Here is a 16,460-nt window from a genome sequence, read left to right as displayed (position 1 = left end):
ACGTCATGAACTATATCTAGGGTTAAAAGACAGCTTTTTATGAAGCAGGTAAGTCAGCAATGCGTTTAATGCATAGAAGATAGTGCTTATTAAAAGTAATTTTGTATAATCGGAACTTTCTTTCACTATATAACCGAATAACAATGCCGCAAGCGCCCTGGATGAATTGTTCAAAAGATTTCCTACACCATTTGTAAAAGAGACCATCTGCGCAGGTATATTTGAAAAAATCAGTACAGAAAAAATAGGATTGACCATGTTCATCAGCATGAACCGCAACGTATACAGAATGGAAAAAATGGTTTGCTCCCTCACAAAAGCTATAGAAATCATCAATGGCACTACAGATGTGTAACATACTAACAAAACTTTTGTCGGGCCAAAGCGCTTTTCAAGTATGTGATTTATAGCACCACCAGCACCTGTGGCTATCTGGGTAAACGCCATGATAAGACCTATAGAGGTTGTAGACATATTGAATAAATCATTCAAGATCAAATTGCCAAAATTTATGAACAGACCTGCTCCAAATCCAACCATCATGCTCGAAATAATGTAATACCAGAAAATATTTCTCTGAAATGGATTGAAAGATAATTTTTCTTTGTTTTGTTTTGCAGGAAGTGTTGGAATGGATTTTAAGGCTATTAAACTGGTTGCGTAGATCAAAGATGCTACAATTAGTGTTGAACGTTCTGAAAACATGTCGCTCATAACGCCTCCAGTGACATTGCCGAGAACACCCGCAATCATAGAAATTGAAAAATTTGACCCAAATAAAATGAATTTATTCTTATGTTTCTCTGACAAGATCATCGAAGCAGAAATAACAATCAAAATAGCAGAATACACAGCACCAGAAACAAAAGCACCGGCTATTTGCCAGATTGCCGAAATAGAAAGAGCACGCATTAAAAGAACTGTACACTGAATTAATGAGAGTGTTATCAACATTTTCTTTTTATCTATCCTGTCAGCGAACAGCCCAAGGAGACTTCCAAGTACTGCGGCTCCCCACAAATTCGATGAAACAATTTCTCCAATGAGGAGGTTGCTTATTCTGTAATGCCTCAAAAAAAGATTGAAAACCACACTATACATTTGCATGGAAAAACTGCTAATAGCTGTATATATATAAAATTGCACTCTGTACACTCCTTTTGTTCGCAATGCAAATTATAATGGTTGCTTGAAAGTATATGGTTTCAAAAATCGAACTGTTACATTTCATCATGAAAAAAACGCACCCGGCCAGGGTGCGCTAATAAGCCAGATGAAAGATTAAGCGAAAAACTTTCCTATCTGGTAAACCAAGGTTGAAATTAACCAGGCAAGAAATGTTGTGTAAAAGACAGTAAACCACGCCCACTTTTTACCTGCCTCTTGCCTTATGATAGCTACTGTTGCAGCGCATGGAACATAAATTAAACTAAAAAGCATGAATGAATACGCTGAAAGGGGTGTAAAATACCCGGCCAGCACTGTCCTGAGAGCATCTTCTCCACCAAACAAGGTACCAAGTGTTCCCACCACAACTTCTTTTGCAAGAAAACCGAAAACAAGCGCAACACCTGCTTGCCAGAAACCAAAACCAGGTAGTTTTAGAATAGGTTCGACAAGCTTTCCTATATATCCAATTACGCTTTTCTCAGAAGCATATTCCACACCGAATGGCAAAGAACTGAGTAGCCACACTAACACAACTACACTAAATATTATTGTTCCAGCCTTTTTCAGAAACATACTACTTCGTTGCCAGACTCGAAGTAATACATAGCCAAGCCTCGGTAGCCTGTAAATAGGTAACTCCATTATAAGTGGTGAAACCGTTGAGTTGAAAAAAGTAGCGCTGAAAAATTTCCCCACGGCAATGGCAACTACAATTCCTATAACATACATGGAAAATACAACGAGTGCCTGATGTTTCTGGAAAAAAACTGAAGCAAACAGGACATATATGGGTAAACGGGCCGAACATGACATTAGAGGGGTTATTAATATGGTCAAAATCCTGTCTTTTTCAGAATCAAGCGTCCGCGTTGCCATTATTGCCGGCACATTACAACCAAAGCCAAGCAGGAGAGGTATAAAGGATTTTCCGGGCAAACCAAGAAATTGCATAATTCTATCCATAACGAAAGCTGCTCTTGCCATGTAACCAATGTCTTCCAGAAGCCCTATCAGGAGATAGAGAATAACAATGTTTGGCAAGAAAACAAGCACAGATCCAACTCCACCTATAACTCCATCAACTAAAAACGATATGAGTGTTGAGGAAGTATTTATCGATTCCAAATTTCTCGTTAAAAACTCCCCAAAATTCGTCATACCAGAATCTATAAAATCTGCCAGAAAACCGCCCACGGAAAAAACAAGCGTGAAAATAATATACATTATTGCCAGGAATATTGGAATGCCAAGATATTTATTGATAATCAGTCTGTCTAATTTTGCCGTTAAAGACACAGATGCTTTTGTGTCGCTTTTTCTTAGAGCAACCGAATTGTATATTTCTCTTATTTTGCTGTATTTGCTATTTGCTATCAGTATATCTATATCTTCCCCTAAACTCTTCTGCAAATCTATGGTCTCCTGAAGAACTATCTTTTCTATTTCTCTTCTGATTCCTTCATCTTTTAAATTCAAAATCTTCAGCAAGCTCATATCACCAAGAAAAAGATTGATTGAAAGCCACCTGAGGTTGATTTCTTTTGTTTGATAAGTTTTGATCTTTTCCATTATTTTCGTTAAAGATGTTTCGATGGCATTCGGATACGTTACCAGCGGTTCTGATTTTCTGCGATACGAAGAATTTCGTAATTCATCAACCAGAATTGCTTTCAATTCTTCTATCCCCATCTTTTTCACCGCAACAGTCTTCACAACGGGGCAATTCAGGATCATGCTCAATTTTTTCTCATTTATTAATATACCGTCCTTTTCGGCGATATCACTCATATTAAGAGCCACAACCAATTTTTGTCCCATTTCAATCAGCTGAGTTAACAAATACATATTGCGTTCAAAATTCGAAGAGTCAATAACACAGATCACTAAATCTGGCCTCTCGTGTATGAGGAAGTCCACAGCGATTTTCTGATCTATAGAATCTGCCGTTAGAGAGTAAATACCGGGTAAATCAACTATCTTGATTTCCATGCCATCTTTATAAAATTTTCCTTCTTTTTTCTCAACAGTCACACCAGGCCAGTTTCCAACACGTTGATTCGACCCCGTCAAAGCGTTAAACACTGATGTTTTCCCTGAGTTTGGATTTCCAGCAAGCGCTACTGTAAATCTTCCTGACATTCATTCACCTCCTGAAATCGGTGAAACATAAATCTTTTTTGACGCACCATACCCAAGAATTAGACGCATACCGTCTTTTTCAACAATAGTTGGATATCTCTCTCCGGAGGAAATAACTCTAACAGTTACTTTTGGAACAATGCCAACATCCATGAGTTTTTTTCTAATACCCCTACCCCCCTCAATGCAAATGACCTGAACAGTTTCAGAAGGTTTTGCCATATACAGGGGGAACATATCTTATACCTCCTCAACATAGATCATTTTCGCTTCATCTTTCCTTAGAGACAGATTGTACCCTTTAACGAGTACCTCTACTGGATCTCCAAGAGGTGCTATTCTCTCCACTCTCACAATTTCACCGGTGACAATTCCCATGGTCACAAGTCTTTGCTTCACGATCGATGGTCCCTCAATTCTTACAACACGACCCTGTTGTCCAGCACTTAAATCTGACAACTTCATGATTTGTTCACTCCTTCTAAATTCATGCTTTTTTGATTTTTTCCATTCTTGCAAGCATTCAGGATGTTGAAATTTCAGAAAATCAACAAAGTCTAAAAGCTTCTGGTAAGTTTCTGTGCTTATAAAATGCTCCATCTCACAGCTGTCCCTTGCTGCGATATCAGGCCTCACACCAAGAATCTCCGAGAAAAAAGCAGCAATGTTTTTGTGTTTTTGATAGATTTCCTTAGCAGTCTGTAAACCTTTTTCTGTGAGTTCAATGTATCCGTACTTCTCATGCTCAACATAACCAGTTTTAATCAATTTGTTGATAGCCTTATTTACCGAAGAAACTTTGTAACTGAAATAATCCATAAGATCTGTTACTCTGACAATTTTTTTCTTTGCTGAGAGCATGTAAATTGCTTCAAGATAATCTTCTAAACTTTGTGTTAGTTCCACATTGCATCACCTCTATACCTCAAGGTATAAAATATAGCCATAGCTATAATATCAAAAAAATTTCAAAAGTCAATATTCAGCCAAAAAAGAAATGCATAGGTTATACTTATAAAATGAGGTGTTCAGATGCAGGATTTTTACGAACGCAATATAGATTATCTCAGATTATCCATTACAGACAGGTGCAATCACAGATGCTTCTACTGTACATGTAATAATTTGTTTTTGAAAGAAGAAAATTTGATGACATATGACGAAGTGAATTTAATCAGCCAATTTTTTTATGAACTCGGGATAAAATGTATCCGTATAACAGGCGGGGAACCTCTTCTGAGAAACGACGTTGTTAGAATAGTGAAAGCGCTTTCAAGCCGATTTACTGTGTCAATGACAACAAACGGCAGCAAACTCAGTCAGCTTGCAAAAGATTTGAAAGACGCCGGATTGCATTCTCTCAATATTAGCTTGAACAGTTTGAAACAGGAAACATTTTACAAAATAACTCACGCCAGATTAAAACCAGTCCTTGCCGGTATTGACAGAGCGATCGAGGAGAAAATGAATGTAAAATTGAACGTTGTTGTAAATCATATGAATTTTGATGAATTGCCAGACCTTGTTGAATATGCCTTTTCAAGAAAGATACCAATAAGATTTATTGAGATGATGCCGATTGGAAAGCAAAACACGGGAGTAGTTTTTGAAAAGCAAATTTTAGAAAAATTGTCCGAATTAAACCTTTCACCTGTAGATATTAAACTTGGTTTTGGGCCAGCAAGATATTTCGTAACGAAAGATGGGAATTATATCGGCGTGATATCTGCTCTGAGCAAAGCTTTTTGCAATACGTGCAACAAATTGAGGGTTTCCTGTGATGGAAAACTCTATCCTTGTCTGGGATCTGACTTTTTTATTGATTTACTGGCAGCAGTACGAAAAAAAATTCCTGAAAGTGAGATATTAAACATGATTATTAAATCAGTTGAGAAAAAACCTTTTTCCCACAACATGATTGTCTCGCAGGTCAAAAATAAAATGAACAGGCTTGGTGGCTGATAGGAGGTATCTTTAAATGAAGTTTTGCTTTGTGTTTGGAACAAGACCTGAGGTTATAAAAATCGCGCCCGTCTATCTGTATTTTAAAAAAACCGGAGAAAAGGTTCTCAGCGTAGCAACAGCACAGCACCGTGAAATGATGGATATGATGGTAGATGTTTTTAAGATGCAACCTGATTATGATCTGAATATTATGAGTCATAATCAATCTTTAAACAGAATCGTTGCACTCATTATGGAAAAACTGGAACCAATTTTCATAAAAGAAAAACCAGATATTGTTTTTGTTCAGGGAGATACTACTACTGCTTTTACTTCAGCTTTGTGTGCTTTCCACCTTTCGATTCCAGTGGCTCACATAGAAGCAGGTTTGAGAAGTGGAAATTTGTTTGACCCATTTCCAGAAGAGTTGAATAGAAAATTAATAGATGTCACCAGTTCTTATATGTTTGCCCCAACAAAAAGAGCTATGCAGAATTTACTGAGCGAAGGCATCGAGAAAAAAAGAATTTTTGTTGTTGGAAACACAGTTGTCGATGCTTTGCAATTAATCAAAAGAAAACTTGATCTGACTTTACTCAGAAAAGATATAGTGAATTTCGATAAATACATACTTCTAACTTTGCACAGAAGAGAGAATATTGGTGAAAGAATGAGATCGATACTCAGAGCTGTGGCGTCTTTTGCTAAGGAGAATAAAATAGAGGTGATTTTCCCTGTTCACAAAAACCCGAAAGTCAGAGAAATAGTTAATCAGGAAGTGGGAAGTTGTGAAAATTTTCGATTAATTGAGCCAGTAGATTATTTTCATTTTCTATCGCTTTTAGATGGCGCAAAATTTGTTGTGACAGATTCTGGCGGGATTCAGGAAGAAGCGCCTTCTTTCGGAAAATTTGTGGTGGTTACGAGGGAAACCACCGAAAGACCGGAGCTGATAGAATCAAATATGGGAATACTGGCAGGAACCTGTTATGAAAAAGTTTATGCGGCCCTTGCGAAGGCAAATGGAATAACTCTGAATGATATAGCCAATCCATTTGGAGATGGAAAGGCATCGCAGAGAATACACAAAATAGTCAGGGGTGATAAACCTTGAAATTGAGAATGGGATTGATTGGATGCGGAAGAATCGCTTCAAAACACCTTGAAGCTGTTGTTCAGAACTCAGATATTGTTCAGATTTCGGCAGTCTGTGATGTTGTTCCTGAGAGGGCACAGAAAGCTTCACTTGAAATCAAAGACAAACTCGGGTACAAGCCAGAAATTTATATAAGATATGAAGAATTGCTCCAAAGGGACGATATAAATTTTGTAGCGATAGCAACGCCAAGTGGAACACATTATCAAATATCTGTCGATGCTCTTGAAATGGGAAAACATGTCCTTGTTGAAAAACCTATGGCTTTGAGTACAGATCATATGCAACATATGGTAGACCTTTCAAAGAAAAAAGGATTGAAGATTGGTGTGTGTTTTCAAAATAGATTTAATCCACCAGTTCAAGAATTAAGAAGAAAAATAGAATCAGGGTCATTTGGAAAAATCTTTTATGGAACCATAAATGTTCGCTGGAACAGAAAAGAAGAATATTATAAACAAGCGTCATGGAGAGGAACATGGGAACAAGATGGTGGCGCTTTGATGAATCAAAGTATTCATGGAATAGATCTGCTGCAATGGATGCTTGGAGGAAAGCCGAAAAGAGTTGTGGGGATTATAAAAAATTTGAATCACCCATATATAGAGGCTGAAGACCTCGGAATAGGCATAGTGGAATTTGAATCCGGAGCGGTAGGGATTGTAGAAGGGACTTCAAACATATATGACAGAAACCTGGAAGAAATCCTCAGTATTTTTGGAGAAAGAGGTACTGTGAAAATAGGCGGCGTGGCTGTAAATCGAATCTTGAGCTGGAGATTCGTGAATGAAGAAAACCATCCCTACATGAATCTGCCGGATCCAGATACAGTTTATGGAAGCGGCCATGTTTCTCTTTATAGAGATTTTTGCGAAGCTCTGCTCTATAATCGCGAACCTTACATATCCGGAGAGGAAGGCAAAAAGGCTGTCGAGATAGTGCTGGCTCTCTATAAATCTTTCGTTGATGGAAAATGGGTGAGTTTACCTGTAGATTTCTCTACTGAAAAAATGAAAGGGTGAACAATCTGAAAAAATCAACTCAATGGACGCTGTTGATCCTGTTAAATGCTGTGATTTTATTTTTCTTTCGTTTTAATTTTCCAAATCTGACAGATATAATTTTTGTTGTTTATGCGGCTATTGCCTTTACTGTTGCTGAAAATCATCTTGATCTCATGATTTCTCTTTCCATTGTTTTGGCCCACGCAGTGTACACCGAAACAACCTTTTCACCACTCATAGTACCTCTCGGAATACTGCTTTCAGTCCGTAGATCTTCTCTGATAAATAAGGTTCAGACCGCTTTGATATACTTTCCAATTTTTTCTATCTCGGTTTTGATAACATACAGGTTGCAAAACGAATATTTGAGGATGAGTATTTTAACAGCTCTGGTTCTAATCTCTCAGATATTCCTGGACAAAAAATTATCAATAATTACAGAAAGAATGCTTTACTCAATAACGCTTATCATAGTAAGCTCAGTTTTGGAGATTGCTGGGAATTTGCAAACAACTGTTCCGGCAATAGCCATCTATCCGGCTCTGTTTCTCATTTATTTGAGATTCTTGCAAATCCATTCAACAATGGATCAACAGAAAATTGAGCATCAAAAGCTCAGTAATTTTAGATCAAAACTCGCTACGATTATCAATCTAACTATGTCGGTTAACCAAAAAAGCACAATTGAACAGAGCTTATTTGAGCTTGCCAGCGCAATAAGTCATATTACTGGTTACAGATATGTATTGATAAACATATTGAACAGAGAAACCGGCTTCATAATGAGGATAGCCCATTATGGTTTGAATCAAAAAGAATTCGACAGACTTAAATCCAATCCACCAACAGTTGAATATATCTCGAAATTCATGCAGCAAAGATTCAAGGTGAGTAATTCTTACTTCATTCCTGAAGGAGCGCTTGATTTACCGGCAGAGTATGTGGCAGTACTCATTGATTCAAACGAATTTGAAAAACCAGACGCATGGAGACCACAGGATATGTTGATAATTCCCATATACAATCCTCACGGTGAGATTGTTGGCTACATATCTGTCGACGCCCCCGAACATGGGAGAAGACCTTCAGTAGAAGATATTCAAGTAATGGAATTGATCGCAAATCAAGCTTATAGACTACTTGAGAGATCAGAAGTTTATCAAAATATTGTGGTCAGGCGGTCTTACGATCCTCATACACTTTTGTTGAGCCATTCGGCGTTCCTTGGTTTACTCGAAACCGAAGCGAAAAATGGTGAAAACTTCGCCGTTGCAATTCTGGATATAGATGATCTAACAAAAATAAATATTCAACATGGCCATGAAACAGGAGATAGAATTATTGAAAAAATCGCCGACGTATTGAGAATGAGAGTGAGAAAATCAGATTTTGTCGCTCGTTATGGAGGTGAAGAATTCGCTATTTTACTCCGAAATGTTTCGAAATCTAAGTCACTCGAAATAATTGATAGAATACTCGACGAAATAAGACACATAGAGGATGCCATTAAAGTCACAGTAAGTGCAGGAATAGGAATTTTCCCTGAACACGGAAATAATTACCTCGAGGTAATCAACCACGCACTGAAAGCCCTTGAAGTTGCTAAGAAATCGGGAAAGGATCGGTTTATGGTACTCTAACTTGACAACTCCAGAACTGGTTCTATGCCAAAAAATTCAGGAATTCTTACATCACTTGTGAAAAGTATAATTTGTCTGTTTTGAGATTTCTCTTTCAATATATCTATGGCTGTGCGAAGTCTAATTTTGTCGAATCTAATAGGAAAATTGTCTATAATGAGTGGCAAATTCTCTGCGGGCTGCAATGTTTCGTAAAGTGCGAGTTTGTAACAAAAGGCTAACTGATCCTGTGATGCTCTACTCAGAGAACGGGTTACCTCCATGAAAGAACTTTTCACAAATAACTTTATCGAGAGATCTTTTTCCACATAAAGATCTTGCGCGAGCTCCGAAAAACGTGAAAAGAGGTCACACAACAACTTTGAAAATTTGTCTGCATAAGAGCCAGTAAGGATATCAAGCTCTCTTTCCAGAACATGTCTGATTTTAGCGAGCTGGATTCTCTGCCTTGAATAAGCGTTCTTTTCGATGTTTTTAACAGAAAGATCATGCAATAAACCAACTATCTGTTCTGGATGGAACAAATTTGAAACCTGTAAGTTCACCTTGCTCAATTCTTTTATAATATACTCCATTTCATTTGATAATCTTTCTAAATTATCTTCAAGCTCTTCTTTTCTATTAACAAGATCAGCCAGAGAAGGTTCATCCGCAAGCAATGGTGCAATGTTTCCATCCTTAAGGTATCCAATCATTCTCGTAAGATAATTCATCTTTTTCTCCAGCTCGTCAATCGTGTAATTTCTTTTAAACGCATCTTCTAATTCGCCAAGGTCCTGAAGGCCTATTCTACCGATGCTTGATTCAAGCTCAAGCCTGATGCCTGAAATCTGGTTTGCTACTGATTCAATATCAGATCTTACCTTTTCTATCGATTGTTGCAAATTTGCCAGTACAACCTGATTTTTTTCCCAGACTTTGATCAATTCATTGAGCCTTATCAGGATACTAGGAACATCGTTTATATCTTTCGCACCGAATATTTCAAGCTCAGATACCACTTCTTTTTGATCTTCAGAGATCTTCTGGCGCAACTTTTCCATTTGATCTTTTTCAGATCTCCAACTTTGATATTTCTGATAGGCTTCTTTTAGCGCTTCTATGCTTTCCACATTGAAAGCTTTGAGAATTCTTTGAACAGCTGAATTTCTACGCTTTTCTATAGAACGCAATTCAAGTTGCAATTTTAATTTCTGTTCATCGTCATCTTCTAATTTTCTTATTGATCTAAAAAGAAGAAAAAATGCTATTACCGAACCAGCGGCAAGAGTTGCTGACGGATAAAACCAAAAAGAGCTCATCAGGAATCCAAATACAAATAAAGATACAGCAGAAAAAGCCATAAGAATACTGAGCGTTCGAAGTAATTTTGTTCTGCTCTTACGCTTTAGCACCTCTTCTTCAATAAATTTTAATTTATTGTTGATTTGCTTGATCTCAAGTTCCACAGAAGTTGGAAATTCTGATTCAACAAGCCGAAGGACCTTATCACCCTCATTTTCAAAATTTTCCCACATAGATTGATATTCATTACTGTAATCTTTCAACTGATCTGCCTTACTCTCCAGCAGATTGTATCTCAATTCGATATTTTTTATTCTCAACTTTATTTTTTCAAGATCATCTTCCCAGACAAGATCTTTTTTTATTCGATCCAGCTGTTCTTGTATCTCTGTGCGCTGACTGGAAAGTTTTTCTAAGAGAGATTGAAGCTCCTGCAACTTCTGTTCATAAGATTCCAACCGCTCATTTAGCTTTATCACGTGATTATATTCCTCCAGTGAGATAACTGGCAAGCTTTTCTCCCTTTCGAGCTTTATCCTGAGAGATCTCAAATTTTCCTCTGCTTCTTTTTTGATTCTCTCAATTTCTTTATTGATCTGATCCTGGATTTCTTTAATTTGATTTCTGATATATCTTTCTGTTTCTTTTAAATTCTCAAGCCTTTCTTCTAAGTACAATCTATTTGCGTAAGCTGTGAAAAGAGATTCTCTTCTCTTTCTTAGTTCATGAATAGCTGATTCTATGGATTTTATCTGCTCATCTATATTTTTTAATGCCGCAAGCAATCTTTCTTCAAATAACGGGATTTTTTTCAACAGAAAATTTATCTTTTCAGCTTCTTCCAGCTCGCTCATTTTGTTTCTCAATTTTGCCACCACAACCTCGTCAACTTTCAGAAATTCGACATTGTCATCTTCATCTGAAAGCAAGCACAGTGATTCGAGATATTTTCTATCAACTATGGGATTATCCTGTAACTTCAATTCTCTATCAGGATCAATCAGAGATACTGAGCCACCGAACTTATCAAAATTCCATGGTTTGTATCGATGAAAATCTTCTTGAGACAGTTCACTCAGCGCAGAGACAATAAATTTATACAATGTCGTTTTGCCGGATTCGTTCGGTCCAACCACAAGATTTATCCCATCGTGAAATTCGATCTTAAAGTCATGGAATTTACCAAATCCTTCTACATTTAGCTCTTTTATTTTCAGATTTCTCACCCCTCAATATCCATATCCATTAATCTAATTAACGAAACTGCTGCATCGCTGGAAAGATTCTCCAGAAGCCTTTTTTCAAGAGAATTTCCTGGATCTCTGCATTCAAATATAATTCTATTGCCAAACATCTTTGCCTGATCTGCCTCAGACTTAAAAATAAACCTGGTAAAAAAACCTATCTTACCTTCGCCTGGATCTTCCGGTCTTTCCAATTCTACCGGGACGCAGCCATTCAAGCCGCTTTCGATTATCAACTCTTGCCCATCTTCCTTCATAAGAAAAGATGGTTTGCTTGATATGACAGGATTAGAGATAGCATCCATAACAAACGGTTCATCGAGAAGATAAATATTTTCATTAAATTTAAGTCCTTTCAAAATGCTGTCACTTTGAGATATCTTCAAAGGAATTTCTTTTGGCACAAGCGAAAGCAAATGGAATATCTCTGCCGGAGTTGAAAGATCACCGAATAAATCAACGGCAATATGTTCATCTGCATTGTGTCTAAGAAATTCAAAGAATATCTCTCGTTTAAGCATAGTAACTTCTTTGTAATTCAAAGGAAACCCCGCATCTCTCGAATCAAAAATTCTAAGCGAGATTAAATAAAGTTTTTTCACGTTTTCACCACCAAGTTATAACTAACTTCATAAAGCGCAAAATCATATCCTTTTAGAGAGCACCGAATAATTTTATCGGCATTCTCTTCAAACCATTCACCATATCTCCAGGATCGTATTTTTGTTACCAAGCCTGCGTTGCATGTTTTCTCTAAATCTATCTCCATTGTTCTTTCATTAGCGTCAAGATTTGCAATGACAATAACGCCATTATGCTCATTCCAGTAAGAAATATTGGCAGTTTTACCATCCTGCCAACTCAGGTAAACAGGCCTGTAAACACCATGCAAAATCAAATCAGAAAACATATTTCTCAATTTGCTTAGTTCTGATAAAAATCCAACGATCTCCGAATCTTTCCAGTGAAGCACATAATGGTCAAAAAAGGCAAGCTTGCCCTGAAATTCATCTTCGCAAGCGAGAGTGAACCTACCACATGCATTGTTGTCCAGTCCGAGATTCATGGGCTGGGTTTCCTCAATTTCCTGACCAGAGTTGATCATAAATATCCCGTTTGGAGCAAAACAACACAAAAATGGTATCAAAAACCTGTATTTACCATTATCTCTGGAAAATATTCTTGGCGTATCCGGTGTTTCTGCAGCGGCAATATAAGGTAATTCTACGCGCAGGGATTCAGACTGGATGAACTCATAGGTTTTATCTGGAATTCTTGGGAGCATCCACCAGCTATTCCCAATTATTGCATCATATCCGGATTCTCTGGCTTCCTTAGACCGGTGCATTTCAAGTTCCTCTGCGATGAAAACAAAGGATGGATCGTAATCTCTTGCATTCTTTATTATCGATTGCTGTAATTGATCCGGTAAGGCATGCCCCATATCCAGCCTGATACCATCTATTCCGTACTTTTTTTGAAAATGAGGGATAATAGATGCAATATAATTCCAGAGTTCTAAATTTGGAACTTTTCCCGGGAAATTGCTTGACTTTATTACATCAAAAAGCACATAAGGGGGGTGATCTGACCCAACTTTTCCCGATGCGATGAATGGATGATCCATGTACAGCCTCAGGAAAGTTACGTCATCCCACGTTGGTTGCGGATCATTTATCCAGTCCGAGAAACCTGGTGCTGTTATCATACCAAAATGCCTTATTATAGCTGGAATAAGGCTTTGATCAGTAATTTCCCGTCTGAGCTTATCCCATTTCTCAGGATCTGTTGTTTTGGGATCAAAGCAGAATTTTTTCAGATGATTTCTTATTTCAGGACGATCATACAATTTTTGCATAATTTCCTTCGTTGGCTGACAGAAACCAAGTTCTGGAATAACAGGAGGAAGATAGTTAACAAGTTCATCAACTTTTATCCAGTAAAACCACTCTGGATGGTTCAGTATCAAATTGCAATCTCTTGCAGCAGTTCTTGGTATAAAATCCATTAAAACTCTTATACCCAGTATGTGACATGCTTCCACAAAAGCCAAAAACTCGTCTTCAACATCCCAGCCATCGAGAAGCGGATCATGGTACAGAGGATCAATTCTGAGAAAATCTTTTACAGAATAAGGTGAACCAATCTCACCTTTTCTAAACAGATTACTACTTTCGGTGATTGGCAGCAAATACAGAGTATTCACACCAAGTCTGTAAAAATGTGGAAGCAGGGCTATCATTTTCAAAAAAGTTCCCGATTCACGATAACCAAATATATCATCAACTTCAAATCTTCCAAATCCTTTGTGGTTATAAGCAGCAGTGCATCGTGGAAGGCAGGAATATACAATTGCACTTTTTATCCAGCTTCGATCTGTTACACCTTTCTGCAAACTCACAGATTTCGTATAATCAACACCGCTTTCCTTTTTCTCCAAGATCCATTGAATAACAGAATGAAAATACTGAGATGGTTCTACAAATGCCTTACCAGATTCTATTTTCACTTCTCCGTCGTAATCTTTTAAAAGCCATATTTTTGGAATGCAATAATCAGATTTTCCAGGTCTTATAGATATCTTTTCGATCATTTTTTATCCCCCTCAGAAGCTTTCCAGATATCTCCGCTGCTCGATTGACAGCTCATCGATTTTTACACCGAGTGTTTTCAGTTTCATTTCTGCGACTCTGTAATCTATTTCTGCAGGTACCGGATAAACCTCTGGTTGCAAAGAAGTTTGCGAAAGGTATATCAAGGAAAGTGTCTGCACAGCAAATGAAAGATCCATTATTTCTACTGGGTGGCCATCTGCAGCAGCAAGATTAACCAGTCTTCCCTCAGCCAGCAAAAAAATAGTCTTACCATTGGGTAAAATATAACCAGTAACATTCTCTCTTGCTTCAAATTTTTGTGTTGCTAGTCGCTCAAGTGCTTTGACATCTACTTCAACATTGAAGTGTCCTGCATTTGACAGAACAGCTCCATTTTTCATTCTGAGAAATTCTTCTACAGATATAACAGATGTGTTTCCCGTAGCGCAGATGAAAAAATCTCCATGCTCAGCGGCTTCTTTCATCCTCATAACCTCAAAACCATCCATAATGGCTTCAATAGCTTTTATTGGATCTATTTCTGTCACGATAACACGAGCCCCCAGTCCTCGTGCCCTGAATGCTATGCCCCTTCCACACCATCCGTAGCCAGCAACAACAACTGTTTTTCCTGAAACCAGAAGATTTGTATTTCTCATTACGCTGTCCCACGTGGATTGACCTGTGCCATAACGATTGTCAAATAGATGTTTCATAAGAGCTTCATTGACCGCTATAACTGGAATTTTCAATTTTCCTTGCGATTTCAAAGCTTTGATTCTTCTCACTCCCGTTGTCGTTTCTTCTGTTATACCCTTTAAATTTTTAAGTGCGGATGGGATTTTCGTATGAGCTGTGATTGTTAAATCTGCTCCGTCGTCCAGTATCAAATCTGGATTTTGTTCAAGAACAGAGACAATTCCCCTGAAATAAACATCCTCATCTTTTGTATGTTTTGCGAAAACCATGATCTCATGCTCTTTGAGGGCCTCTGCCACATCATCCTGTGTGCTTAGTGGATTACTGCCAGTAATGACAACCTTTGCGCCAAGATTTCTAAGAGTTATCGCAAGACATGCTGTTTTCGCTTCTAAATGTATGGACATACCCACCGTAAAATCCTTCAAAGGTTTCTGCTGGGAATATTCACTCTCAATCAAATTTAGTAAAGGCATAAATCTCTTTGCCCAATCTATTTTTTTATGTCCGGAAATCACTACTATCACCTCACAAAAACTTTCTAATCAGGTCTATTGCCCCACGTGGACACACCTCATGACATACATAACACCTGATACACTTATTGTAACTTATAAAATAATTCGATATATCAATGGCTTTCGCTGGACATCTTTCTTCACATATTCTACATTGAACACACCGCTTTTTGGATATTTTTGGTACACGAATAATTTTTCTTGCCAGATTTTTAAGCATTCCAGGCACAGGTAATGTTTCAGCAGTAACAGGAAGTTTTATTGTGTCAGACCAATTACCATCTATTTCATAATCAGGAATAAGGTTTCTTTTAATAGCCTCTTTCAACACGAAAACTATCTCAGGATTAACACCAATTCTTTTGCAGACGGCATGATCAACAGCAAAAGCATTTTCACCAACGACAAGCATATTAAACTGCTTCAGCTTTCCATTAGCAGGACCATTGCCTTCCATACCAATAATACCATCCAGAATAGTCAAAACTGGCTTTACCAATAAATGTATGTCCACTAACAATGAGGCAAAATTTTCATTATGTGCACATCTAATATGCCAGCCAGATTTCTCAAATCCCGGAACACATCCAAAAGTGTTTTTCACGCCCATAGTAAATATCATCTGAGAGTGGGTTTTCAGTTTTGCAACATTAACTACTTTGTCTGCCTGGAAGACCTTAGAGCTGATTTTTATCTTCTTATAAATTTCCCCATCTACTTCGACAGGATCGTCCAATTCAACTATAGGAACAGAGAGTTTTTCACATATCTGACTGATTCCAGTATGAGCGATTACTTTTTTAAAAGAACCTGAAGCTGGGCTATCACCAACAAAGGGCCTGGTCTCAAGTGATATTAAAAACTTTAAAATAGTTTTCAAAACTTCTGGATGAGTCGTCACACCTTCGTTGGGTTCTCTTGCAGAAAGTAAATTTGGTTTCACCAAAACCCTGTCTCCTTTTTCAAAGATGTGAGAATATTTTGCGAGTAGTGGGAGAAGAACTTTCTCAACACGATCATAGCTCTCACATTGTCTGAAATAAACCTTCAAATGGTTTCACTCCTTTT

Annotated in this window: 13 protein-coding genes; 4 read left to right on the top strand and 9 right to left on the bottom strand. The window is 37.6% G+C overall.

Going from position 1 to position 16,460, the window contains the following annotated elements:
• Nucleotides 1–3: 3 nt before the first annotated feature.
• The 4 genes from TLET_RS04550 to TLET_RS04535 all read right to left on the bottom strand — a co-directional run bounded on the left by TLET_RS04550 (nucleotide 4) and on the right by TLET_RS04535 (nucleotide 4,215).
• Nucleotides 4–1,146 carry an MFS transporter gene (locus TLET_RS04550; RefSeq protein WP_012002937.1) on the bottom strand — a complete coding sequence of 381 codons (1,143 nt, stop codon included), beginning with the start codon at nucleotides 1,144–1,146 and terminating at the stop codon, nucleotides 4–6.
• A 135-nt stretch (nucleotides 1,147–1,281) separates the two neighbouring features.
• Entirely contained in the window at nucleotides 1,282–3,309 is a 2,028-nt protein-coding gene (feoB, locus tag TLET_RS04545; RefSeq protein WP_012002936.1) for a ferrous iron transport protein B, read from the bottom strand.
• Nucleotides 3,310–3,546, bottom strand: a complete 237-nt coding sequence (locus TLET_RS04540; RefSeq protein WP_012002935.1) for a FeoA family protein — start codon at nucleotides 3,544–3,546, stop codon at nucleotides 3,310–3,312.
• Nucleotides 3,547–3,549: 3 nt separating this feature from the next.
• Entirely contained in the window at nucleotides 3,550–4,215 is a 666-nt protein-coding gene (locus TLET_RS04535) for a metal-dependent transcriptional regulator (RefSeq protein WP_012002934.1), read from the bottom strand.
• A gap of 126 nt (nucleotides 4,216–4,341) precedes the next feature.
• Between TLET_RS04535 and moaA the strand changes: the two genes are divergently transcribed.
• The 4 genes from moaA to TLET_RS10655 are packed head-to-tail and all read left to right on the top strand — an operon-like array spanning nucleotide 4,342 to nucleotide 9,053.
• Nucleotides 4,342–5,271, top strand: a complete 930-nt coding sequence (gene moaA, locus TLET_RS04530; RefSeq protein WP_012002933.1) for a GTP 3',8-cyclase MoaA — start codon at nucleotides 4,342–4,344, stop codon at nucleotides 5,269–5,271.
• Between the two features lie 16 nt (nucleotides 5,272–5,287).
• Nucleotides 5,288–6,367 (top strand): non-hydrolyzing UDP-N-acetylglucosamine 2-epimerase, encoded by a 1,080-nt coding sequence (wecB, locus tag TLET_RS04525; protein WP_012002932.1) that lies wholly within the window; start codon nucleotides 5,288–5,290, stop codon nucleotides 6,365–6,367.
• Entirely contained in the window at nucleotides 6,364–7,431 is a 1,068-nt protein-coding gene (locus TLET_RS04520) for a Gfo/Idh/MocA family protein (protein ID WP_012002931.1), read from the top strand. Before wecB ends, TLET_RS04520 begins: the two co-directional genes overlap by 4 nt.
• On the top strand, nucleotides 7,428–9,053 hold the full coding sequence (locus TLET_RS10655) for a sensor domain-containing diguanylate cyclase (RefSeq protein WP_012002930.1): 1,626 nt from the start codon (nucleotides 7,428–7,430) through the stop codon (nucleotides 9,051–9,053). The genes TLET_RS04520 and TLET_RS10655 overlap by 4 nt, the downstream gene beginning before the upstream one ends.
• Here TLET_RS10655 and TLET_RS04510 read toward each other — a convergent pair.
• From TLET_RS04510 to TLET_RS04490, 5 genes are read right to left on the bottom strand one after another with little or no spacing between them, the layout of a single operon-like run.
• Complete coding sequence (locus TLET_RS04510) at nucleotides 9,050–11,563, bottom strand: ATP-binding protein (protein ID WP_012002929.1); 2,514 nt, start codon at nucleotides 11,561–11,563, stop codon at nucleotides 9,050–9,052. The two genes, TLET_RS10655 and TLET_RS04510, sit on opposite strands and share 4 nt — an antisense overlap.
• Nucleotides 11,560–12,183, bottom strand: coding sequence for a hypothetical protein (locus tag TLET_RS04505; RefSeq protein WP_012002928.1), 624 nt, complete (start codon nucleotides 12,181–12,183; stop codon nucleotides 11,560–11,562). Before TLET_RS04505 ends, TLET_RS04510 begins: the two co-directional genes overlap by 4 nt.
• Nucleotides 12,180–14,174 carry an alpha-amylase family protein gene (locus tag TLET_RS04500; protein WP_012002927.1) on the bottom strand — a complete coding sequence of 665 codons (1,995 nt, stop codon included), beginning with the start codon at nucleotides 14,172–14,174 and terminating at the stop codon, nucleotides 12,180–12,182. The genes TLET_RS04505 and TLET_RS04500 overlap by 4 nt, the downstream gene beginning before the upstream one ends.
• Nucleotides 14,175–14,186: 12 nt before the next feature.
• The gene (locus TLET_RS04495) at nucleotides 14,187–15,392 is read right to left on the bottom strand and encodes an adenosylhomocysteinase (RefSeq protein WP_012002926.1); all 1,206 of its coding nucleotides are present in this window, start codon (nucleotides 15,390–15,392) and stop codon (nucleotides 14,187–14,189) included.
• A gap of 10 nt (nucleotides 15,393–15,402) precedes the next feature.
• Complete coding sequence (locus TLET_RS04490) at nucleotides 15,403–16,443, bottom strand: DUF362 domain-containing protein (RefSeq protein ID WP_012002925.1); 1,041 nt, start codon at nucleotides 16,441–16,443, stop codon at nucleotides 15,403–15,405.
• Nucleotides 16,444–16,460: the final 17 nt, after the last annotated feature.

It is taken from the genome of Pseudothermotoga lettingae TMO, assembly GCF_000017865.1.
GTDB lineage: Bacteria > Thermotogota > Thermotogae > Thermotogales > DSM-5069 > Pseudothermotoga_B > Pseudothermotoga_B elfii.
Note: the sequence above shows the minus strand (reverse complement) of the source record. Positions and strands in the feature narration are given on the sequence as shown.